The organism is Bradyrhizobium sp. LjRoot220 (assembly GCF_964252915.1).
Taxonomy (GTDB): domain Bacteria; phylum Pseudomonadota; class Alphaproteobacteria; order Rhizobiales; family Xanthobacteraceae; genus Bradyrhizobium.
Genome location: NZ_CAXUPS020000001.1, coordinates 875,765 through 895,771 on the forward strand (window position 1 = coordinate 875,765; position 20,007 = coordinate 895,771).

Annotated in this window: 18 protein-coding genes; 15 read left to right on the forward strand and 3 right to left on the reverse strand. The window is 58.6% G+C overall.

The features are described from left to right. The first annotated feature begins 16 nt into the window (after nt 1–16). The 12 genes from ACSQ84_RS03560 (at nt 17) to ACSQ84_RS03615 (ending at nt 13,303) form a co-directional block, all read left to right on the forward strand. Nucleotides 17–1,177: an aromatic ring-hydroxylating oxygenase subunit alpha gene (locus ACSQ84_RS03560; RefSeq protein WP_436210251.1), complete on the forward strand. Its 1,161-nt coding sequence runs from the start codon at nt 17–19 to the stop codon at nt 1,175–1,177. After that, nucleotides 1,177–2,214, forward strand: coding sequence for a hypothetical protein (locus ACSQ84_RS03565; protein WP_436210252.1), 1,038 nt, complete (start codon nt 1,177–1,179; stop codon nt 2,212–2,214). The genes ACSQ84_RS03560 and ACSQ84_RS03565 overlap by 1 nt, the downstream gene beginning before the upstream one ends. A 20-nt stretch (nt 2,215–2,234) precedes the next feature. Further along, entirely contained in the window at nt 2,235–3,113 is an 879-nt protein-coding gene (locus ACSQ84_RS03570) for an FAD binding domain-containing protein (protein ID WP_436210253.1), read from the forward strand. After that, nucleotides 3,110–3,619 carry a (2Fe-2S)-binding protein gene (locus tag ACSQ84_RS03575; protein WP_436210254.1) on the forward strand — a complete coding sequence of 170 codons (510 nt, stop codon included), beginning with the start codon at nt 3,110–3,112 and terminating at the stop codon, nt 3,617–3,619. Before ACSQ84_RS03570 ends, ACSQ84_RS03575 begins: the two co-directional genes overlap by 4 nt. Next, nucleotides 3,612–6,005 (forward strand): xanthine dehydrogenase family protein molybdopterin-binding subunit, encoded by a 2,394-nt coding sequence (locus tag ACSQ84_RS03580; protein WP_436210255.1) that lies wholly within the window; start codon nt 3,612–3,614, stop codon nt 6,003–6,005. The genes ACSQ84_RS03575 and ACSQ84_RS03580 overlap by 8 nt, the downstream gene beginning before the upstream one ends. Before the next feature lie 2 nt (nt 6,006–6,007). Continuing rightward, nucleotides 6,008–6,574 (forward strand): CoxG family protein, encoded by a 567-nt coding sequence (locus ACSQ84_RS03585; RefSeq protein ID WP_436210256.1) that lies wholly within the window; start codon nt 6,008–6,010, stop codon nt 6,572–6,574. Then, a complete protein-coding gene (locus ACSQ84_RS03590) occupies nt 6,559–7,125 on the forward strand; it encodes a flavodoxin domain-containing protein (protein WP_436210257.1) in 567 nt (188 codons plus the stop codon). Before ACSQ84_RS03585 ends, ACSQ84_RS03590 begins: the two co-directional genes overlap by 16 nt. After that, nucleotides 7,122–8,420: an FAD-dependent oxidoreductase gene (locus ACSQ84_RS03595; RefSeq protein WP_436210258.1), complete on the forward strand. Its 1,299-nt coding sequence runs from the start codon at nt 7,122–7,124 to the stop codon at nt 8,418–8,420. Before ACSQ84_RS03590 ends, ACSQ84_RS03595 begins: the two co-directional genes overlap by 4 nt. A 108-nt stretch (nt 8,421–8,528) precedes the next feature. Continuing rightward, a complete protein-coding gene (locus tag ACSQ84_RS03600) occupies nt 8,529–9,638 on the forward strand; it encodes an ABC transporter substrate-binding protein (RefSeq protein ID WP_436210259.1) in 1,110 nt (369 codons plus the stop codon). An 82-nt stretch (nt 9,639–9,720) separates the two neighbouring features. Next, entirely contained in the window at nt 9,721–10,764 is a 1,044-nt protein-coding gene (locus ACSQ84_RS03605; protein WP_436210260.1) for a branched-chain amino acid ABC transporter permease, read from the forward strand. Then, on the forward strand, nt 10,761–12,536 hold the full coding sequence (locus ACSQ84_RS03610; RefSeq protein WP_436210261.1) for a branched-chain amino acid ABC transporter ATP-binding protein/permease: 1,776 nt from the start codon (nt 10,761–10,763) through the stop codon (nt 12,534–12,536). Before ACSQ84_RS03605 ends, ACSQ84_RS03610 begins: the two co-directional genes overlap by 4 nt. Before the next feature lie 2 nt (nt 12,537–12,538). Further along, nucleotides 12,539–13,303, forward strand: a complete 765-nt coding sequence (locus ACSQ84_RS03615) for an ABC transporter ATP-binding protein (RefSeq protein WP_436211165.1) — start codon at nt 12,539–12,541, stop codon at nt 13,301–13,303. A 327-nt stretch (nt 13,304–13,630) separates the two neighbouring features. Here ACSQ84_RS03615 and ACSQ84_RS03620 read toward each other — a convergent pair whose 3' ends face one another. The 3 genes from ACSQ84_RS03620 to ACSQ84_RS03630 all read right to left on the reverse strand — a co-directional run bounded on the left by ACSQ84_RS03620 (nt 13,631) and on the right by ACSQ84_RS03630 (nt 16,758). Further along, a complete protein-coding gene (locus tag ACSQ84_RS03620; protein ID WP_436210262.1) occupies nt 13,631–14,239 on the reverse strand; it encodes a flavin reductase family protein in 609 nt (202 codons plus the stop codon). Nucleotides 14,240–14,260: 21 nt separating this feature from the next. After that, nucleotides 14,261–15,790, reverse strand: coding sequence for a histidine ammonia-lyase (gene hutH / locus ACSQ84_RS03625; RefSeq protein ID WP_436211166.1), 1,530 nt, complete (start codon nt 15,788–15,790; stop codon nt 14,261–14,263). A gap of 89 nt (nt 15,791–15,879) precedes the next feature. Then, complete coding sequence (locus tag ACSQ84_RS03630) at nt 15,880–16,758, reverse strand: LysR family transcriptional regulator (RefSeq protein ID WP_436210263.1); 879 nt, start codon at nt 16,756–16,758, stop codon at nt 15,880–15,882. Between the two features lie 549 nt (nt 16,759–17,307). Between ACSQ84_RS03630 and ACSQ84_RS03635 the strand changes: the two genes are divergently transcribed. The 3 genes from ACSQ84_RS03635 (at nt 17,308) to ACSQ84_RS03645 (ending at nt 19,571) form a co-directional block, all read left to right on the forward strand. Continuing rightward, complete coding sequence (locus ACSQ84_RS03635) at nt 17,308–18,129, forward strand: autoinducer binding domain-containing protein (RefSeq protein WP_436210264.1); 822 nt, start codon at nt 17,308–17,310, stop codon at nt 18,127–18,129. A 208-nt stretch (nt 18,130–18,337) separates the two neighbouring features. Beyond that, nucleotides 18,338–18,976 (forward strand): acyl-homoserine-lactone synthase, encoded by a 639-nt coding sequence (locus tag ACSQ84_RS03640; protein ID WP_436210265.1) that lies wholly within the window; start codon nt 18,338–18,340, stop codon nt 18,974–18,976. A 58-nt stretch (nt 18,977–19,034) separates the two neighbouring features. Then, nucleotides 19,035–19,571: a hypothetical protein gene (locus tag ACSQ84_RS03645; protein ID WP_436210266.1), complete on the forward strand. Its 537-nt coding sequence runs from the start codon at nt 19,035–19,037 to the stop codon at nt 19,569–19,571. The last annotated feature ends 436 nt before the right edge of the window (nt 19,572–20,007 follow it).

The following is a 20,007-nucleotide window of genomic DNA, read 5'->3' on the forward strand; positions in this document are numbered from 1 at the left end:
ACGAAGGAGTGCTTTGATGACTGGCGGAAACGGAAGCTCACTTGGAAGCGTCATGGATTTTCGCGGGCCGCGCCAAGCGCTGCCGGAGGCGGCTCATGCCCCGGGCTACATCTACAGTTCGCCGGAGGCGTTCCAGCGCGAGATCGATGGCTACTTCATGAAGGACTGGCTCTACATGGGCCGCGAGGAGGAATTGGAGAAGCCCGGCGATTTCATGACGCGTCGCATCGTGGGGGAGCCGATCATCATCGCCCGGAACAAGGACCGGTCGCTACACGCCTACTACAACATGTGCGCTCATCGCGGCGTGGAAGTGGCCGAAGGCGACGGCAACACGCGCGCGTTCAAGTGCCCGTACCACGGCTGGGTCTACGATCTCGAAGGCAAGCTTACCGGCGCGGGTCACATGAAGGAGAGCGCCGGCTTCAATCCGGCCAATTGCCGGCTGCGTCCGATCCGGATCGATACCTGGCGACGCAATATCTTCATCACGTTCAATCCTTCCGCTCCGCCATTGATGGAATTCGTTGCGGAGTTCGAAAAGGACTTCGGCTTCCTTCAAATGGAAAACTGTCGCCTCGGCAACAAGATCGTGATTCCGTTGAAGTGCAATTGGAAGTTTGTCCCCGAAAATCTGATGGACTTCTATCACGTCAATGTTCTTCACGTCGGTACGTTCGGTGCGAATTTCACCTGGACCAACGATGACGTCGTACTGAAGGACAAGGGCGGCCTGACGATCTTCTACAAGGCGGGTCCACCTACGCCGGGCGGCGAGCTTCTCCTTGGCAAGATGCCGTGGATGGAAGACCAGGATAAGAGCTTTGCCTGCACGGGGTTCATGGCGCCGAACTTTACGATCTTCGGAAGGGTCGACTGTGTTCGCCCCACGATCGTGTGGCCGATCTCCGAGAACGAGTGCGAGATTTGGGTCTATCATCTTTTCCCGGAAAAGGTCTTCGAGCGGCCGGATATTCAGGAGAAGCTGAAAATCTACCAAGACTATCAGCGCAAAGTGCTGGGTGAAGATCAGCAGATGGTTGAGTCCATGCAGAAGGCGATGGGGTCTCGAGCGTATGTTCCGGGGAGAATGTCGACACTCGAGAAGCCGCTCCATCATTACCTGAACGCGCATATCGACCGCATCTTTGGCACGGTCGGCAAGGATGTCGGATAATGTCAGCGAACTTCGCATCCACGCCAGATCTTGACCGGGCTGCCGACGCACTGGTCGACTATATGAGCACCAAGGCTGGCGATTCGGTCGTGATCACCGTCGACACGGACACGGACGCGCGGGCAATCGACGCGATTTTCCGGCGGGTTCAGGCCGCGCAGGCGAGGGCGGTAATCCTGACGATGCCGCGACTTCCCTTTCAGGGAGCGCTGGCCGATCCATTCGTTCCGCCGGCGGTTGGACCGGCGGTAAAGAATTGCGACGTTTGGATCGATTTGACGTTCCCCTATATGGCGGGCTGCCATGTTCACGACGAGGCCACCCGTGAGGGCTCGGCGAAGTATCTTCTGGGCGGTGACATGGGCAGCGCGGGCTTGTTCCGGTTGTTCGGCGCGGTCGATCTCGACAAATACTTCGAACTGCTTCGCCCGTTCGAGAAGGCGCTGACCAGTCTGAAAGGGCATGACGTCAGGATTACGGACAGGCTAGGCAGCGACGTCACCTTCAAGCTGGCCGACCCGCCATTCGGCAAGCCAAGACGTGCCGACAAAGCGGGAACCTTTCTCGTTCCTGGCTCGTGCACGATGTTTCCGGAACTGGAGTCAGTGAAAGGTACGCTGAAGTTCACTGCCATTTTCCATGAATACTTCACGACATTGAGTGAGCCGCTAACGGTTCATGTCGACGGAAAAATCAGGGAAATCGAGGGCGGCGGAGCGGACCGCCTGCTTCTGGATCGTGCCTTGCGCCGGGCAGGTGGGGGCGAGTACGGTTTCGTTATCCACTTTACCTACGGCATGAACCCAGGGGCTCGGGCGACGGGTCATTCATTCATCGAAGACTCGCGGGTCATGGGAAATAACGCCGTCGGTATGGGCCTGCCGTGGTGGATGCCTGGCGGTGGAGAGAACCATCCGGACGCAGTGCTCAGCAAGCAGTCGATCTGGATTGACGGCGAACAGCTGGTCCGCGACGGATTGCCAATAGCCGAGGATCTCATCGAGGCGGCAAAAGGGCTGGTACCGCTGCCTCACTGAGGTCAAGGGAGTTATTCATTTTGAAACCGGCATCCTTTGACTTCTTCGCCCCACGAAGTCTCGACAACGTATTGGCGCTGCTCGGCAACCACGGTGAAGACTGCCGGATCCTCGCCGGGGGTCAGAGCCTGGTTCCGCTCCTGAACCTACGGATGTTGCAGCCTGCCGTGCTCATCAGCATCAACGATTGTACCGAGCTCTCCTACATCAGGGAAAGTTCCACGGCAATCGTGTGCGGAGCGCTGACAAGACAGATTGAGGTCGAGCAGTCGGAACTCGTGCAACGCGAGGTCCCGCTTTTGGCGAAAGCCGCGAGGTTGATCGGGGGAATGGCGAACCGCAACCGGGGAACTGTCTGTGGCAGTCTCGCGCATGCAGATCCGCTCGCTGAGCTGCCCGCGGTCGCGCTGGCGCTGGATGCGACGTTCGTGGTCAACGGGCAAAGCGGCCGACGCGACGTTGCCGCGGCCGACTTCTTTGTCTCCGAACTAAGCACCTGCATAGAGCCTGGTGAGATGCTCGAGGCCGTACGTTTCCCCAAGCGAAGCGCAGGAGAGCGTGCGGCGTTTCTGGAGCTGGGAAACCGGCGTCACGGGTTTGCGGTAGCGGGGCTCGCGGTACAATTGAATTTTGATGATGACAAAACATGCATTGGAGCACGGATTGCCGCGCTTGGTGCCGGCGCTGTGGCACTTCGCTTGCGCAATGTGGAAGAAACATTGGAAGGCAAAAAACTGGGGCCCGAAATTATTGCCGAAGCGGCGGAGATGGCTTACCGCGATGTCGATCCACCGTCCGACATCCATGCCGACGCGGCGCATCGGAAGCATTTGGCGAGAACGCTGCTTTCGCGCGCAGTAAACGAGATCATCGCCGATGAAGGCGGGGGGCGGCCATGACGGACAAGGTGGAAGTAATACTGACCGTGAACGGGCGAAAATTCAGGCGTAGAGTGCAGCCGCGCTATCTCCTTGCGGATTTTCTGCGGCACGAAGCGGGTCTGAAGGGCACGCATATCGGGTGCGAACATGGAGTGTGCGGCGCCTGCACCATACTTATCGATGGAGCTACGGCCAGGAGCTGTCTGCACTTTGCTATTGCGGTCCAGGGCAGCGAAATCACCACTGTCGAAGGGCTTTCTAAAGGCGATGAGCTGAACGCGCTTCAGACGGCGTTTCACGAGAATCACGGCCTGCAATGCGGGTTCTGTACGCCTGGCTTCCTGATGACAGCGACGGAGCTGTTGAGAAGCAGTCCCAACCCTTCCGAAACGGAGATACGCGAGGCTCTAACCAACAATATTTGCAGGTGCACTGGCTATTCGAACATCGTCAAGTCCGTAGTCGCTGCAGTTGAGAAGATAAAGGCCGGGGTCTCCGCAGAGAAGGAGGCCGAGCATGGTTAGCAGCGGCAACACGGGCGCCAAGTATGTCGGTACCAATGTCCCCCGCCGGGAAGACGATTACCTCCTGAGGGGATTGGGCCAGTTCGTTGATGACCTTCCGGAACCGAAGGACCTCATTCATCTCGGCTTTGTCCTCAGTCCGCACGCACACGCCTTAATCAAGTCGATCGACGTAACAGAGGCTCTCAAGCTTGAAGGCGTGGTCGCGGTTCTGACAGGCGAGGACCTGGCCAAGCTCGTCAAGCCGATGCTGACCGAGATCGGAATGGCGGGATACATCTCGAACACGCGCGACGTTATCGCAAGAGACCGGGTCCGTTTCGTCGGTGAGCACGTCGCAGTCGTTCTCTGCGAAGACGCGTATACGGCGCGCGATGCGATCGAGTTGGTTGCAGTTGAGTATGAACAGCTCCCTGCGACAGCTGACCTTGAGACCGCACGCAATCCGGACGCCGCCCTGGTTCACGATCATATCGACCGCAACACGATCCTGAACATCAGCTTTTCAACGCCTGAGTTCGAAAAGGCATTTGGTTCGGGCGACATGGTGATCCGGGAACGCTTCCGGACCGGGCGGGTCGCCGGCGTGCCCCTTGAGCCCAGAGGTTGCCTGGCGATCCCCGATCATGTCGGGGACAGCTTCACCTTATACACGTCGTCACAGATCCCTCATTTGGTCCGAACTGGCGTTGCGTATCATCTTGGCATGCCTGAGGCGCGGATACGTGTTGTCATTCCCGAAGTCGGGGGTGGGTTCGGGACCAAGGCTCAATTCTATCCCGAAGAACTCATTGTTCCGGCACTCGCCAGAAAATATCGCCGGCCCGTGAAATGGATTCAGGATCGCCGCGAAGAGCTCCTTACGAATATCCACGCGCGCGATCACCTTTACGAGTTGGAAGCCGCGGTTTCGAAAGACGGCCTCATCAAGGCGCTGAAGGTCCAACTGACGACCAATGCCGGCGCCTATTCGAGCTACCCGTTCGGCTGCACCTTGGAGCCGACCGGCGGAGTGCGGATGATTGTCGGCCCCTACAAGATCAAGAATTATGCCTATCAGGCCTATGCCGTTGCGACCCATACCTGTCCATCAGGCGCCTATCGTGGCGTTGCGCAGCCGTCATGCTTCTTTTCAATCGAGGGGATGATGGACCGTATCGGCCGTCGTCTCGGCATTGATCCAGCTGAAGTGCGGCTTCGCAATATCATCCCGACGCGCGAGCTTCCCTACGTCAATGCGGTTGGCGTCCGCTACGACACCGGAAGCTACGAAGAATGCTTGCGACGGGCGATGGAGCTAATCGGATACGAGGAGTTCCGTTCCCGGCAGCCGTCCAATCGGTTGATGAATGGAAAGTATCGCGGCATCGGAATCTGTTGCTTTACCGAGATTTCCGGCACCGGTGCGCCGGGATGGCGCGCCCGCGGCATTGTCAAAATTCCGGGCTTTGACAGCGCGCTGGTGCGCGTCGATCCAAGCGGGAAGATGATGGTATTCGTCAGCCATGCCTCGGCCGGACAAGGGCATCTGACGACCTTTGCGCAGATTCTCGCCGACGAACTCGGCGTCCCAATCGAAGACGTGACGGTCATCGAAGGGGATACGGCAAGCTCTCCCTACGGCAGCAACACCTTTGCCAGCCGCAGCGCGGTAACCGGCGGTGGCGCAATCATCCGTGCCTCCGAGAAGGTAGCTGCAAAGATCAGGAGGATCGCCGGGCACCTTCTCGAGTGCGATTCCGGCGACGTCATCCTGCGCAACGGCCGGGCTGAGGTTCAGGGCACCGGGCTCGGTGTGCCGCTCAAGATGGTCGCCGAGACAGCATATTCCATGAACTCGTCGTCATTGCCGCCGGGAGAAGATTTCGGTCTCGAAGCTACAGACTTTTACGATCCGCCTCTCGCGACGATGGCGAACGCGGTTCACATGGTGCAGGTCGCTGTCGATCCGGACGATGGATCGGTTGAACTTGAAAAATACGTCGTCGTTCACGATTGCGGGCGGTTGATCAACCCCATGATCGTCGATGGCCAGATCCAGGGCGGGATAGCGCAGGGGATCGGCGAGGTCCTGATGGAGGAGGTGGTCTACGACGACCAGGGCCAGATGCTCAACGCGAGCCTCCTCGACTATCTGCTTCCCACGGTACTGGACGTACCCGACTGCAAGCCCGACCACATCGAATCCCCGAGCATCGACGCGGTCGGCGGTTTCAAGGGTGTCGGCGAAGGTGGCGTCATCGGAGCAGTTCCATCGATCGCCAACGCAATCGCCGACGCGCTCGCACCGCTGGGCGTAAACATCAACAGCATCCCGCTGCGGCCATCCCGCCTGACCGGCTTGATCCGGGCCGCCCGCGCTTCCGATATAAAAGGCAGTACCTGACCGTGGAAATCAGTGGTGAGCATCGCATCAACGCGTCCCGCGAGGAGGTCTGGCGGGCGTTGAATGATCCGCAAATCTTGATGCAGGCGATTCCAGGCTGCGAAGCCATGGTTTCGCGCGGACCCGACAATTTCGAGGCGAAAGTGCGTATTGCCGTCGGACCGATCCGCGCGCGGTTTGCCGGCGCGGTGACGTTACGGGAGATCGATCCTCCCAATTCATACGTGATCGTCGGCGAGGGCAAAGGCGGCACCGCGGATTTCGCCAAAGGACAGGCGCGGGTCAACCTTGTCCCCGATGGCGCTGGCACGTTGGTCAAGTATGTCGTCTCCGCGCAAGTTGGAGGGAAGCTGGCCCAGATCGGTGGCCGAATGATCGAGGGAACGGCGAAGAAGGTCGCGAAGGAATTTTTCGGAAAATTTTCCGATCTTCTAGCGGCGGAAGCGAACCCCGTGCTCTTACCGGCCACCGATGCCTCGGCGACAGGCTTCGTCACCAAGACCACCGGCGCGGCGCTGGCAGTGGCCGTACTGGCGGCCGGAATTCTCGCAGCATGGTTGTGGAAGTAGCGTCCGGCGATCCAACAGCGGGCGCGATCGCCGTGCGAAAGCCGGCTCTGATAGAGGCCAAGTCAATGGCAAAGATACTGGTTCTGGTGGCGACGATGACAGGGACGGCGGAAATGATTGCGGAAGACATCGCCGCCGCTCATTGCGACCGTCATGAATTCGCGTTCCAGGCGCTGGAAAAGGCAACGCTGGAACAGCTTGCCGGCGCGCGCACTGCGCTGGTCGTCAGCAGTACCTATGGCGAAGGCGAAGTGCCCGAACCAACCATCCCATTCTTCAACCTTGTCCGGGAGAGCAGGCCGGACCTCTCCGGTCTTGTGTATGGCGCCGTTACGCTCGGGGACAATGTGACCTATCCCAAGACGTTCGCGAATGGCGGACGGCTTTGGGATGGTCTGTTGACCGAACGCGGCGCAACACGCGTCGGCGATCTGCTGGTGATCGACGCCTCCGATCCAGCGGACAAGTCTGAGCTGGCACTGCGATGGGCAGGGAATTGGTTGCGCCTGATCGAAGGACAGCGCGCCACGGCCAGGGAAGTAAGCCAGTGACCACGACCAAAAAAATCGCGGTCGTCGGGGCCGGTCCGGCGGGAATCTATTTTGCGGATGCGATGTCCAGACTCGATCCGTCGGCACGTATCGATGTGCTCGAGCGACTGCCGTTTCCATACGGGCTGGTTCGGTACGGCGTGGCGGCCGACCACCAGGGTACCAAGAGTGTTACTCAGATCCTGGCGCGCGCCATGCGCAGGCCAAACGTCAGATATTACGGTGGCGTGGAGATTGGGCGCGATCTGTCGCTTGCCGAGCTCGATCAGATCTATGACGCGGTGGTGCTCGCCACTGGCGCCAGCCGCGGACGGACGGTCGAATTTCCGGCAGAAGATGATTGCGAGAGCGTCTGCGCCTTCGATCTTGCGCGGTGGTTGAATGGCTATCCGGGTCTTCCCCCGTTTTCCCGCAAGCCCTTGCGTTCAGTTGCGATCATTGGCAACGGAAATGTCGCGCTTGATATGGTCCGGCTGTTGGCGAAGCCCGCTAATGTACTGGCGAGGCTCGATCTCTCGACCGAGGGAGTTCAATGGCTGCAGTCCAACGCCCTGGAACAGATCGACATCATCGGTCGAGGCAGGGCTGGAGAGACGCGGTTTTCCGTCGCGGAGCTGGGAGAACTCGCTCAGCTTGAATATTTTCAACCTCTTCCCGAACAGCTGGACCTGCTGGAATGCGGCGAAACCCGTAACAACGGTGCGCTGGAGGTGCTGCGTCGATTTTCCGTGGCGCCGGTCCGCGATGCACGTCCGATAAGATTTCATTTTGGCTGCGTGATTTCCCGATACGAGAGGGGCGCCCTGCATGTGCTTTTCTCTGGAAAGCCGCGGAAGCTCGCCGCCGACCTCGTCATTCACGCCGTCGGACAGCATGCCGGGGGATTGCCGGGCATCGGCGGTGGCGATGCCCGGGAAGGCATCGAGCACTCCAACGGTGTGGTTTCGGGAAGGGAGTCCACCTTCGCAGTGGGGTGGGCGATGGGCGCGGGCAGAGGCACGATACCGGAAAGCCGCGGAAGCGCGCAGGCCGTGGCCCAGCTCGTCGCTGCAGCAGCATGCAAGCCTAGCGGATCTGAACGCGAAGCCTCCCTTGAGAGAATATTGAACGCCAGAGTGGTTCGCTATGTCTCGTGGGATGCGTGGCAGCGTATCGACAGGAGCGAAATTGAGCTCGGTCGGATGAGTGGAAAGATCCGTCACAAGTATCAAACCGCTTCCGAGTGCGCCGACGCGATAATCCAATCGTCGCATCAACATAAACTCGCGACGTCGATCAGAGAACCGGCGTCGTAGAGCTGAGTAACCTTTAGATGAAAATTGCAAACAACAGGTGTTGCTTAAACAGAGGAGTTGAACGTGCAAAGAGCAGGATATTTGGCTGGTACTGTGTTCGGACTTGCAATGATTTCTGCTGCGGCGTCAGCCCAGCAATTGGTCGTTGGCTCGAGCCTTTCCATGACGGGCCCCGCGGCCTCACTGGGAATTCCGGAAGGCAATACGTTCAAGATTTTGCCGAAGGAAATTGCTGGCGTCACCGTCAACTGGATCGTGCTCGACGACGGCACGGACACGACGAAAGGTGTCGCCAATATTCGCAAGCTTGCAACCGATGAGAAGGCGGATCTGATCATCGGGCCAACAACGACCCCGGTCTCGCTGGCAGCCGTCGAAACCGTTAGCGAACTGAAGATTCCCATGATCTCGCTCGGCGGTTCGCAGAAGATCACGGATCCCGTCGATGAGAAGCGCCGCTGGGTCTTCAAGACACCGCAGAGCGATTCACTGATGGCCGCCGCAATTGTACGGCACCTGGCGAAGGCGGGCGTCAAGAAGGCAGCATTCATCGGTTTCAACGATGCCTACGGCGACGGCTGGTTCGCGGAGTTCACGGAAGGCTTCAAGGCGCGCGGCATTGAAATGGTGGCGGCCGAGCGCTACACGCGCAACGATACTAGCGTCACCGGCCAAGCCCTGAAGATTGCGGCTGCAAATCCCGATGCTGTCGTGATCGGAGCATCCGGAACGCCGGCGGCCCTGCCGGCAAAAGCCCTTCGCGAACGTGGATATAAGGGCAAGCTCTATGTCGGCCATGGCGCCGCCAACAATGATTTTATCCGCGTCGGCGGCAAGGATGTCGAAGGAATCTTCATGCCTTCTGGACCGATCCTGGTCGCCGACCAACTGCCGGATTCAGCGCTGACCAAGAAGCCCGGTATCGAATACGGAAAGAAATACGACGCGGTCTATGGCGAAGGCACGGCGAATGCCTTCGGTGGGTATGTCTACGATGCATTCCTGATTCTGCAAAAGGCCATTCCGTCTGCCCTCAAGACGGCAAAACCGGGTACCCCCGAATTCCGGAGCGCCCTTCGTGATGCCATCGAACAGGTGAAGGAGGTCGCGGGAACTCACGCGGTCTACAACATGACGGCTACCGACCATACCGGGCAGGACGAGCGCGCGCGCGTCATGGTCACGGTCAAGGACGGCAAGTGGAAGCTCGTAGAGTAACTGTTGGACAAGACCAGGTGCGATCTCCCGCGAGAAAACGTGCTCCGCGGGAGAGCGGCCTTCAGGCGCGATCGGACGTAACATGGACTTAGGCATTCTAACGGCACTTGTTCAGGATGGGGTAACCAACGGTGCGATCTACGCGCTGCTGGCCCTTTCTCTGACGATCGTTTTCGCGGTCACGCGGGTAATCTACGTGCCGCAAGGCGAATTCGTCACTTATGGAGCGCTCAGCCTCGCCTTCCTGCAGCAAGGTATAGTCCCCAGCACTGCATATTTCAGTGTCGTTCTGGGATTGATGGCGCTGGGCGTCAGTGCGTGGTCCGAGCGGGGGGAGGCGAGCTTTGTCAGACTGAGCCGTCTCGCACTTGAAGCAGTCGTGCTGCCGGTGCTGATTTTGCTGACCACGATTGCCCTGGCTCCAGGTAAGCCGCATCCAGTTATCCAGATGTTGCTTGCGCTGGCGATCATAACGCCGATGGGAAGCAACATCTACCGTATCGCGTTTCAACCCATAGCAGACGCTAGCGCATTGCTGCTTCTCATTGCAGCCGTCAGCGTGCATCTCGTGTTGACCGGCCTCGGTCTCTTCTTTTTTGGCGCCGAAGGCTTCCGTACAGTCGGAATGTTCGAAGATTCGTTTTCGCTGGCTGGTCTCACAGTGACCGGTCAAGCTATGGCAATCGCACTGGTGACAATCCTCATCGTGGCTGCGCTCTTCACTTTCTTTGAGAAGACACTTCTTGGAAAAGCACTGCGTGCCACGGCATTGAATCGCATCGGCGCCCAATTGTCCGGAATTGCGCCGACGCTCTCTGGCCGGGTCGCGTTTTCGCTGGCCGCGTTCATCGGAGCGTTATCGGGCATCCTGATAGGACCGATCACGACGATTTACTATGATACCGGCTTCATTATCGGACTGAAGGGCTTCGTTGCCGCAATTATTGGCGGGCTCGTGAGCTTTCCGCTCGCGGCCATCGCCGCGATTGGGGTTGGCATCGTCGAGGCGTTCTCGTCGTTCTGGTCCAGTCAGTTAAAGGAAGTCATCGTGTTCATGACGATCATCCCCGTCCTGCTCTGGAGATCGATGCATCAGACCTTCGTCGAAGCGGAGGAAGAAGAATGACACGCACGCACGCGTTATTGCTGGTCAGCGCAGCTGTTCTGGCGCTCGTTCCGCAGCTGGGAGTGATTTCGTCATTCTGGATCACCTTGCTGGACTACATCGGGATCTACGCGATCATCGGGATCGGGCTGGTCGTGCTTACCGGCGTCGGTGGAATGACGTCGTTCGGCCAGGCGATGTTCATGGGAGTAGGTGCCTACGCAACGGCGATACTTTCCACTAAGTTCGGTATTTCACCATGGCTTACGTTGCCGGCGTCATTGTTGGTCTCCGGCGTCGCTGCGTGGCTTGTGGGTGTGATTACGTTGCGTCTCGCCGGTCACTATCTAGCTTTGGCAACGATCGCCTGGAATGTCAGCTTCTTCTTCTTGCTGGGATCGTTGGATTATTTCGGACGGTACGATGGAATTGCCGGCATTCCGCCGCTGCGGATCGGTACAATCGAACTGCTCGATAGCCGCAGCATCTTCTACGTCATTTGGGCCCTTGTGGGGCTGTCGTTGCTGTTGACACGGAACCTGCTCGACTCCCGGATCGGGCGGGCCATTCGTTCACTTCGAGGAGGAGCCTTGGCGGCGGAAGCCTTCGGGGTTGACACCGGCGGAGCCAAAATAGTCGCCTTCATCTATGCCGGCGTGTTGGCCGGGCTGGCCGGCTGGTTGTATGCGCACATGCAGCGAGCAATCAATCCGAGCCCGTTCAGTCTCAATGCAAGCATTGAATTTCTTCTGATGATGGTCGTAGGTGGCGCTGGCTCTCTGTGGGGAGCGTTGTTGGGCGCCGGCGTCGTTACCATTCTCAAGGACCAGATTCAGAATGTCCTTCCTCACATTCTTGACATCGGAGGAAACTTTGAGGCCATTGCATTCGGCTTGATCCTTCTTGTTGTATTGCAGAAGGCGCCGGACGGCCTTTGGCCTCACGTCGCCCGCCTGCTTGATCGAATCTCGGCCAAGCCTGCCCAGAGTTACGGGACAGCTGAGGATTTGATCCGCCGGCCAACGCGTGTGATCGATCATCGACTTCTGGTGGTTAACTCGTTATCGAAGGCATTCGGAGGACTCGTTGCCGTCGATAGACTCTCGTTCAGCTTGAAGGGCGGGGAGATTGTCGGCCTCATCGGTCCGAACGGTGCAGGCAAGAGCACCACGTTCAACCTGATTACGGGCGTCCTTCATCCGACCGCTGGAACAATCCACTTCAACGGAAAACCAACTGTAGGGCTGTTGTCGCGCCAGATTGCGCCGCTTGGAGTCGCGCGAACGTTCCAGCATGTCAAACTGGCCTCCCGGATGTCCGTCATTGAGAACGTTGCGTTGGGCGCCCATCTACGGGGCAGCGCCGGCGCGCTTCGAGGCATAGCACGCATGGATCGCAACGAGGACCGGCAGTTGTTCGGCGAGGCATACCGGCAGCTCGAAAGGGTGGGTCTTGCCGAGCATTGTGACAAGCCGGCAATCAGTCTTGCTCTTGGACAACAACGCATCATCGAAATCGCCCGCGCGCTTTGTCTCGATCCGGTCCTTCTCATGCTGGACGAGCCTGCGGCGGGTCTGCGGCAGTTTGAAAAAGAGGCGCTTCGGGACTTGCTGGTCAAGTTGCGGGGCGAGGGGATTACGATTCTTCTAGTCGAGCACGACATGGACTTTGTCATGGGTCTAGCGGACCGCCTGGTGGTGATGAACTTTGGATCGAAGCTGGAGGAGGGAAGGCCCGCGGAAATCAGGGGCAGTCAACCCGTCATCGAAGCCTATCTTGGGAGCGCCGCGTGAGCATGCTGGAAGTTGAGGACCTTCGCGTCGGATATCGCGGCGTCGATGCGGTGAAAGGAGTATCATTTGTCGTCGATACCCACAGCATTACGACAATCATCGGCGCCAACGGCGCCGGAAAATCGACGCTGCTCAATGCCGTTATGGGATTGCTCCCTTCGAGAGGAAGCATCCGTTTCGAAGGACAGCCTTTGACCGGACTACCACCAGAAGTGCGTGTCGGGCTGGGCCTGGGGCTGGTTGCTGAACGGCGGGAGTTGTTCGGATCGATGTCCGTCGAGGACAACCTGTTGTTGGGCAGTTTCAGAGCGCCGGGGCGCAACCGCAAAATTGCGAATTCTTGGCTTGCGGAGGTCTACGAACTGTTTCCGCGTATGTGTGAACGGCGTTCGCAGCAGGCCGGTACGCTATCGGGCGGCGAGCGTCAGATGCTGGCCATGGGGCGCGCGCTAATGGGACGGCCGAAGCTTCTGATGCTGGACGAGCCCAGCCTCGGACTGGCACCGCTCATTGTTCGGGAAATCTTTCAGATGATAAGGCAGCTGCGCGATAGCGGCGTGTCCATCCTCCTGGTCGAGCAGAATGCGCGTGCCGCCTTGCAGACATCCGAGCGCGGAATGTTGCTCGAGAACGGCGAAATTGCCCTCAGCGGACCGAGCAACGTGCTGGCTGCCGATCCTACAATCGTGGAACGATATCTCGGCCAATTTCGCGCGGAGCAAGACCGGCGGCAACCACGTGCGGCCATCGTTGCCACTGCTGGATAAATCGAAGTTTGGGAATCTGAAGCCGATCACTGGAGGGCCTGGAAAATGCATCCTCTATATTGTCCCCCACATTCCAATGATCCTGGAATCACCGATGCCTGGATTTCGCCAATGGCCTTACTCGCATTGCTCGTGAACGCATTATTCATAGGCATCGTCTGCCTGGCTCACTGATCGTTCAAGGAGATCCAGCGATGAACGGCAGACGGCGTCCAAAAGCGATTCTGAAACGTTGGTATCTGTCCATTGTTCATTTTCTGAACGAGAACCTCAAGTATGTTGTGCCGCCTCATTAAGTCTCCGACCCAGTAAGGGTTTGGGAAGCCGCTAGCCGAAGGTGGCCGGTATGGGATTGGACCGAATTTCCGCGCCGGAGCGCATGTAACGAGGGCCGCCGAGCCGTGCAAGTGGACGCAGTCGCATTGAGTCGATCTTGCCGTCCGAGTAGTATTCATCCTTGACGTGAAACAGGAGAATCTCTCCGACGATGAGTTCGGTCCGCAAGCTTCCAAACTCGATCGTGCTGTGCAACCGACACTCCATTGATACCGGCGCGATGCGGATACGAGGGACCTCAACTAGTTGGGAGGGGTCGACCTGCAATCCAAGAGCCGCGATTTCACTTTCTTCCGGCGGCAATTCACATGATGTCTGATGGACGACATCGGCTATGTCATCGCTAGCGATATTGACGACAAACTCCCTCCTGGCTGCGATATTTCGGGATGTGTCCTTGAGTTGGTGTCCCTTGCGGCCAACGCTGATGGCGATCATAGGTGGGGAATAGCAGACAAAGGTAAAGCAGCTAAAGGGCGCTGCGTTAAGTACACCCGTCTCTGACAGGCTCGTAACCCAAGCGATAGGTCGCGGGACGACAGCTCCGACCAGCAAACGATACGCCGCTTGAGGTGACAGAGTCGCGCTAGGAATATCCATGAATGAGAGCCCTGTTTCAAGTTATGCAAGCAGTGCGAGGTCGTTCTCGTCCAAGAATGATGCGGCCTTTCCTGCGCCTACAAGTGCAATTGCATCCTGGATGGCGGGTTCGAACCAGCGATCGCGTGCAAGTGACGGGATCGACGCGCGGACCAGGTCGTGAAGTGCCCCCAATCGCTTTCCGTGTCTCAATCCGCGGTGATCGCAGCCTTCGGCAGCCGCCAGCATTTCGATTGCCAAGATCGCTGTGACGTTTTCCGCCATTCCCAGAAGTCGGCGAGCTCCATGCGTCGCCATGGACACGTGGTCTTCCATGTTGGCCACCGTTGGAACATTGTCGATGCTCGCAGGGTGCGCGCGCTGGCGCGTGTCGGCAACGAGTGCGGCTGCGGATATCTGGGCGCACATGAAGCCGGAATGAAGCCCCGGCTCGGAGGTGAGAAAAGGTGGAAGTCCAGAAAGGTTTGCATCGACCATCATGGCGATGCGCCGCTCGGAGAGGGTTGCGATCTCCGACAACGCGAGCGCCAGAATGTCAGCAGCGAACGCGATTGGTTCAGCGTGGAAGTTGCCGCCCGAGAGGATCTCGCCGGTATCGGGAAAGACGATGGGATTGTCGGTCACGGCATCGCCTTCTCTCGCGAGCACGCCCGAGCAGTGCCTGAGCAAGTCGAGCGCAGCTCCAAGAATCTGAGGTTGGCAGCGAATGCAGTAGGGATCTTGTCGCCTGCCGGAAGTGTGGGAAGCGTCCCTGAAACCGCTCGGCACAAGAAGTTGGCGATAAGCCGAAGCGACCGCGATCTGTCCCGGCTGCCGGCGCACTTCGTGAATTCGCGCATCGAACGCCTCAGATTTCCCCGCCACGGCCTCCGTCGCGAGTGCTCCGATGACAATAGCCGATCTCAACAGCTTCTCCGTCTCGAACAGTCCGGCAAGTGCCAGGGCGGTCGAAACCTGGGTGCCGTTGACCAGTGCGAGTCCCTCTTTCGCTTGCAGCACGAGAGGTTGGAGACCCAGCCGCGGCAGGAGGTCGCCGGCAGACACGATTTCCGCACCGCGCCGCAGGCGACCGAAACCCAAGAGCACGGCGGCCATGTGAGCCAGGGGGGCGAGGTCGCCAGACGCACCAACGGAACCTTGAGACGGGACGACCGGCAGCCAGCCACTGTTGAGGAGGGTGAGGAAGCCGTCAGCGATAACTGGTCGGACGCCGGAATAGCCGCGGGCTAGCGTGGCGACTTTCAAGGCCAGGCACAGCCGCACGACGGCGTCCGGAAGCGGGTCTCCCACGCCGACAGTGGTAGCCAGGATAAGGTTGTGCTGAAGCTCGGAGAGCTTGTCAGGAGCGATCACTTGGTCGGCAAGGCTGCCGAACCCGGTGGTCACGCCATAGACTGCCTTGCCTTCCTTGACAATGTTCGCGACGGCTGCCGCCGACCTTTCGATTGAACCACGAGCCGCTGCCGAGAGTTCTACGGTGCATGTCGAGTCGTAAAGTCGTCGCCATGTGTCGAGGGTGGTATTCTCAATATCCAGAATAATTTTCACGATTGGTCTCTTTCTGCGTATCGAGAACGGAATCTAGCTTTGCGGGAGGTTAGTCGTCCAATAATACTGGATTGGTTCCCGATTACGTTTCGTTATGAGCCGCATAAAACATCGAGCACCTTGCCGTTCAGGGCGTTTTTCCTGGATCGCAGCCATTGGGCCTGGACGCTGAATGCGGGCGGAGAGGCGATGTCAATCGGCCTTATGACAACGCCTTCTGGAGCCGACCCAGCCAACGCAACCGGGATAAATCCGAACCCGGCGCCTGATGCAACAAGCGCCATCACGGTCGAAAAGGAGATGGTTCGCTCCACGATTTCGGGAACCAGGCCCGCGGAATGGCAGCTTGCGATAATAGAATCGAATACTGCAGGCGCGGCTTCCCGCGGGAAAAGTATCAAGGGCGCCTTGTCGAGTACCTCCAATGATACCTTTTCGGTCTGTGCGGCCGGATGGTCGCCAGGCATGGCAATGCCGAGAGGCATATCGAACAATGTAACCGATGCAACCGGCGCGGTTTTGGAATTCAGGGTGGTGATCGCAAGGTCGACCTCGCCCTTGAGCAACCTATCCTCGAGTAGATCACCAGGGTGAACGGCAATGCTTAGCTTCAAAAGAGGATTTTGCTCGCGAATGGCCCGCAGTTTTGTCGAGACCGCGCAAGCGAGGACTGCCGTCGACAGGCCAATGCTTAGAGATCCTGCGCCCCCGCTCGCCACCGCACGGGTGTCCTCGTCCATTCGATGAGCAAGCGCGAGGAGACACTTCGCATGGGCAAGAAACACGCCTCCGGCCGGTGTTAAACGCATCCCATTTGCGCTGCGCTCAAGGAGACTACATCCAAGCCGCTCCTCCAGTTTCTTCACATGTTGGCTGATGGCCGGTTGCGTTGTATGAAGCGCCTCGGCCGCTCGGCCAAAGTGCTTGCGATCGATCACCTCCACGAATGAGCGAATGAGACGAATATCCATAGACAAAGCCCTCCGGCTATTCAGATTTTCTGAGCGATGTTCGTAGAGCCGGCATTCCATGCGCAATTCCCGGACCACCCAAAGTGCCCGACACTTGGACCCCAAACCCCTGCATGACGGCCTACGTCATCGCGGGACGATGCCGGAAAGGCGTGGATTTGGCCGGCTTCTAGTGAAATTGGGCTATCATTACGCTATACGCAATAGGTTTTTCATTGCGGAATGGTCGAAGTTCAGTAGGATGGGGTCGCGGGTGGTTGCTTTCGGATATTCGCGTCTCCTCGTATGGCGTTCGCAGCCTCACTGTCGTGATGCAAACTGGAACCAGGCTTGTTGCAGTAGAAAGTAGGCAAGCCGCGCGGCCTCAAGCGCTATTGCGAGGATAATTCGGTTCCCGCGATAGCTGATGCTCGGCTCAGAATCGAACTTGGTGTCTGTAGCGCTTGTTGCGAATTACGTTGGTCTGCCGCTGCTGGTCCTAGCAAGTCGGAGAGTTTGTGATGCCTATCGCTGGACCATCGTGTGCGTGTTCACTCGCACCAAGAACCCGTGGCGGGTGGGATTGCCGGACGTCGAAATGGTTTCGTAGTCGACGCCTGCCATGCGGGTGACCTCGTCAACAACGCAAATCTGGCGGCAAATATGAACTCGATAGAACACTCGTTTCAGGAGTTTATTGATGCTATTCAAACAGCCCACGATGACGACAGTTTCGAGCGGGTGGCAACACGCGTGACGCAGCGTCTTGGCTTTCGATATTTTGCTTATCTACGAATTGTTGAGGACGCGCCGAAACTAATTTCCTCTTATCCCAAATCCTGGACCAGCCGGTATTTTGACCTGCACTACGAGCAACTCGACCCCGTCGTTCGGCGTGCGCGGGTTGAGCATGATCTGTTCAGTTGGGGTTCGGGCGCATCAGCCCCGACGGGTAATCGTGAGCAACGAAAATTCTTCGAAGAGGCGACCACCTTTGGCATCGAGTCCGGCATTACCGTGCCGATAAGAGGCGGCTTCGGACGAGTGGCCGCGTTTACCTTGGCGACGGACGATTGGGCCATGCGGCCAGAACAGCTCGTCGCCAAGTCGAAAAATGTCGTTCAGCTTGTGGGGCTGTATTTCCATACACACGTAGCGGCGCGGCTGGGTGCTGAATGCGATCAGTCGGCTGGCGACGCCGTCTTGACCCAGCGCGAGTGTCAGTGCCTGGCGTGGGCCGCGCGAGGCAAGACGGTGGCTGACACGGCCGTCCTTGTCGGCATCGCGCCGCGTACTGTTGTTTTCCATCTTGAAAACGCACGACGCAAGTTGAGAGCGACATCGATTGCGCAATGTGTTGCGGAAGCACTGCGTCGCCGGCTATTGCCCTGAGCAAGCTGACATTTTCTGCATCCTTTCGGACACGAATCAATCTGCTTCGCTGACGAGGTGGGATTGATTTTACGCTGATTAAAGATCAGTTTTCGTTTGCGGAAACTTCTTCACTTTTCCAAATAGCGAGACCTACCTGTAAAAAAGTGCAGGCGCGGCTCACTTCCGTATCTGTTGTTGTGACCTCTCTCTTCAACCGGAGGTCACCATGTACGCCGTCGCACTCGACAATCGTCATTTTGGTCAACATCTCGATTTGCTCACGGAGATGTATCGGCTTCGTCGCCGAGTCTTCAAAGATCGTCTTGACTGGACCGTCTCCGTCTCCGGTGACCTGGAGCTGGATGTCTATGACGCACTGAATCCCACCTATCTCCTTGTCATGTCAGCTGAGGACAATCTCGTCGGCGGCGTGCGTCTGCTTCCGACCACGGGACCAACCATGCTCGCGGACACCTTTCCCGTTTTGCTTGGCGGGCAGCCAGCGCCGCGCAGCGAAAGAGTCCTCGAGAGTTCGCGTTTTTGCGTTGATACCAAGCTCGCGTCCGAACTTGCAGAGAATGGCCTCAATCGAGCAACCTTCATGCTGTTTGCTGCCATGATCGAAGGTGCGCGGGCCGCCAACGCCGAATCGATCGTAACGGTCACAGATACGCGGATGGAGCGCATTCTCCGTCGCGCAGGCTGGCCGCTTGAGCGCATCGCACCTCCACAGCGGCTTGGGCAAACCATGGCACTGGCCGGCTACCTCCATGCCTCCGACCAAGCGCTCGCGGCGATGTATCGAAACGCGGACGTCGAGGGCCCGATCCTGCTTGCACCCGATTTAATTCCGGCGGCTGCGTAGTGATGACGGTTTCACCCTCGGTAAGTGGCGCCACGGGCGGATCGTATAGAGAATCCAAATGCTGGCAGATCCGCGGCGCAGCCGAGTTGTATTGATCAATCTGACGCGCGGCGAACAGGCCAGTATGCCGGTCGAGTTCGCGGCGCGTCGCCGTGCAAGTCTGGCGTTACTTCCGGTGTGTCAAGATGTCTTCGGCGTCACTCAGCTTGCCATCGGCGAATATGAACGCAATCAAATTCCGGATGGGCTCGCTCATTCGATCGTACCGACCAGTATCGACTGTCTCGCCTTGTGGCACGACCAAGAGATTATGGACTCACTCGCGGCGGCGAATGTTGGCATCGTATTTCTAGGCGGTGCCTGGCTCGAGGAGGAGGTTTTCGTGGCGGCCCTGGAAGGGGTCAGCCTCGGCTACGACGTACGTGTGCTAGCGGACCTCTCGGTCCCGCGAATTGAGACCGACCGATCACTTGTTCTGGACCGCTTGGCGCTTCACGGCGTGCTGGCCACGACGGTCCGGCAGACTTTGCTGGAATGGGCGGTATGCACGGATGATCCGATCCTGAAACAGAAAGTCCGGCAGCTCTTGTCGTAGCAGGGCGCCACCCGCAGGGCATGCTTCGCATGCGGGTCGGGCTCTCGTGAACCGAGCCCGCTGACGCGGTCTCGGCCTTCGGCTTCGATCCCTGGCGCAGACATAGCGAGGCATGGCGGGATGGTCTGTTGGCGACAGGAGTTTGCGCCTGCATCGCCACACCATCAGGCACGCACGCTAGCTGACGCAGACAGATCTGCGGAGCCGGCCTGAACGGCCGGCCGGTTTTTAGTGGCCCCCAGAAGACGGGGTGGGCGGCGCTTCCGTATAGCCCCGAACCGGCGTGCCGCAACCGCGAGCCATCAAATTTCGAAATGACGATTGCGTTCGGCTCGCGGTCCTCCGCTGACGCTCCGGCCTTACAGGTGCAGCCCGCCTCTGCGTTCGGGGCTGTCCGGTCGCTCTTCGCCGCCCACCCCGCCTTCCGGGGGCAGGA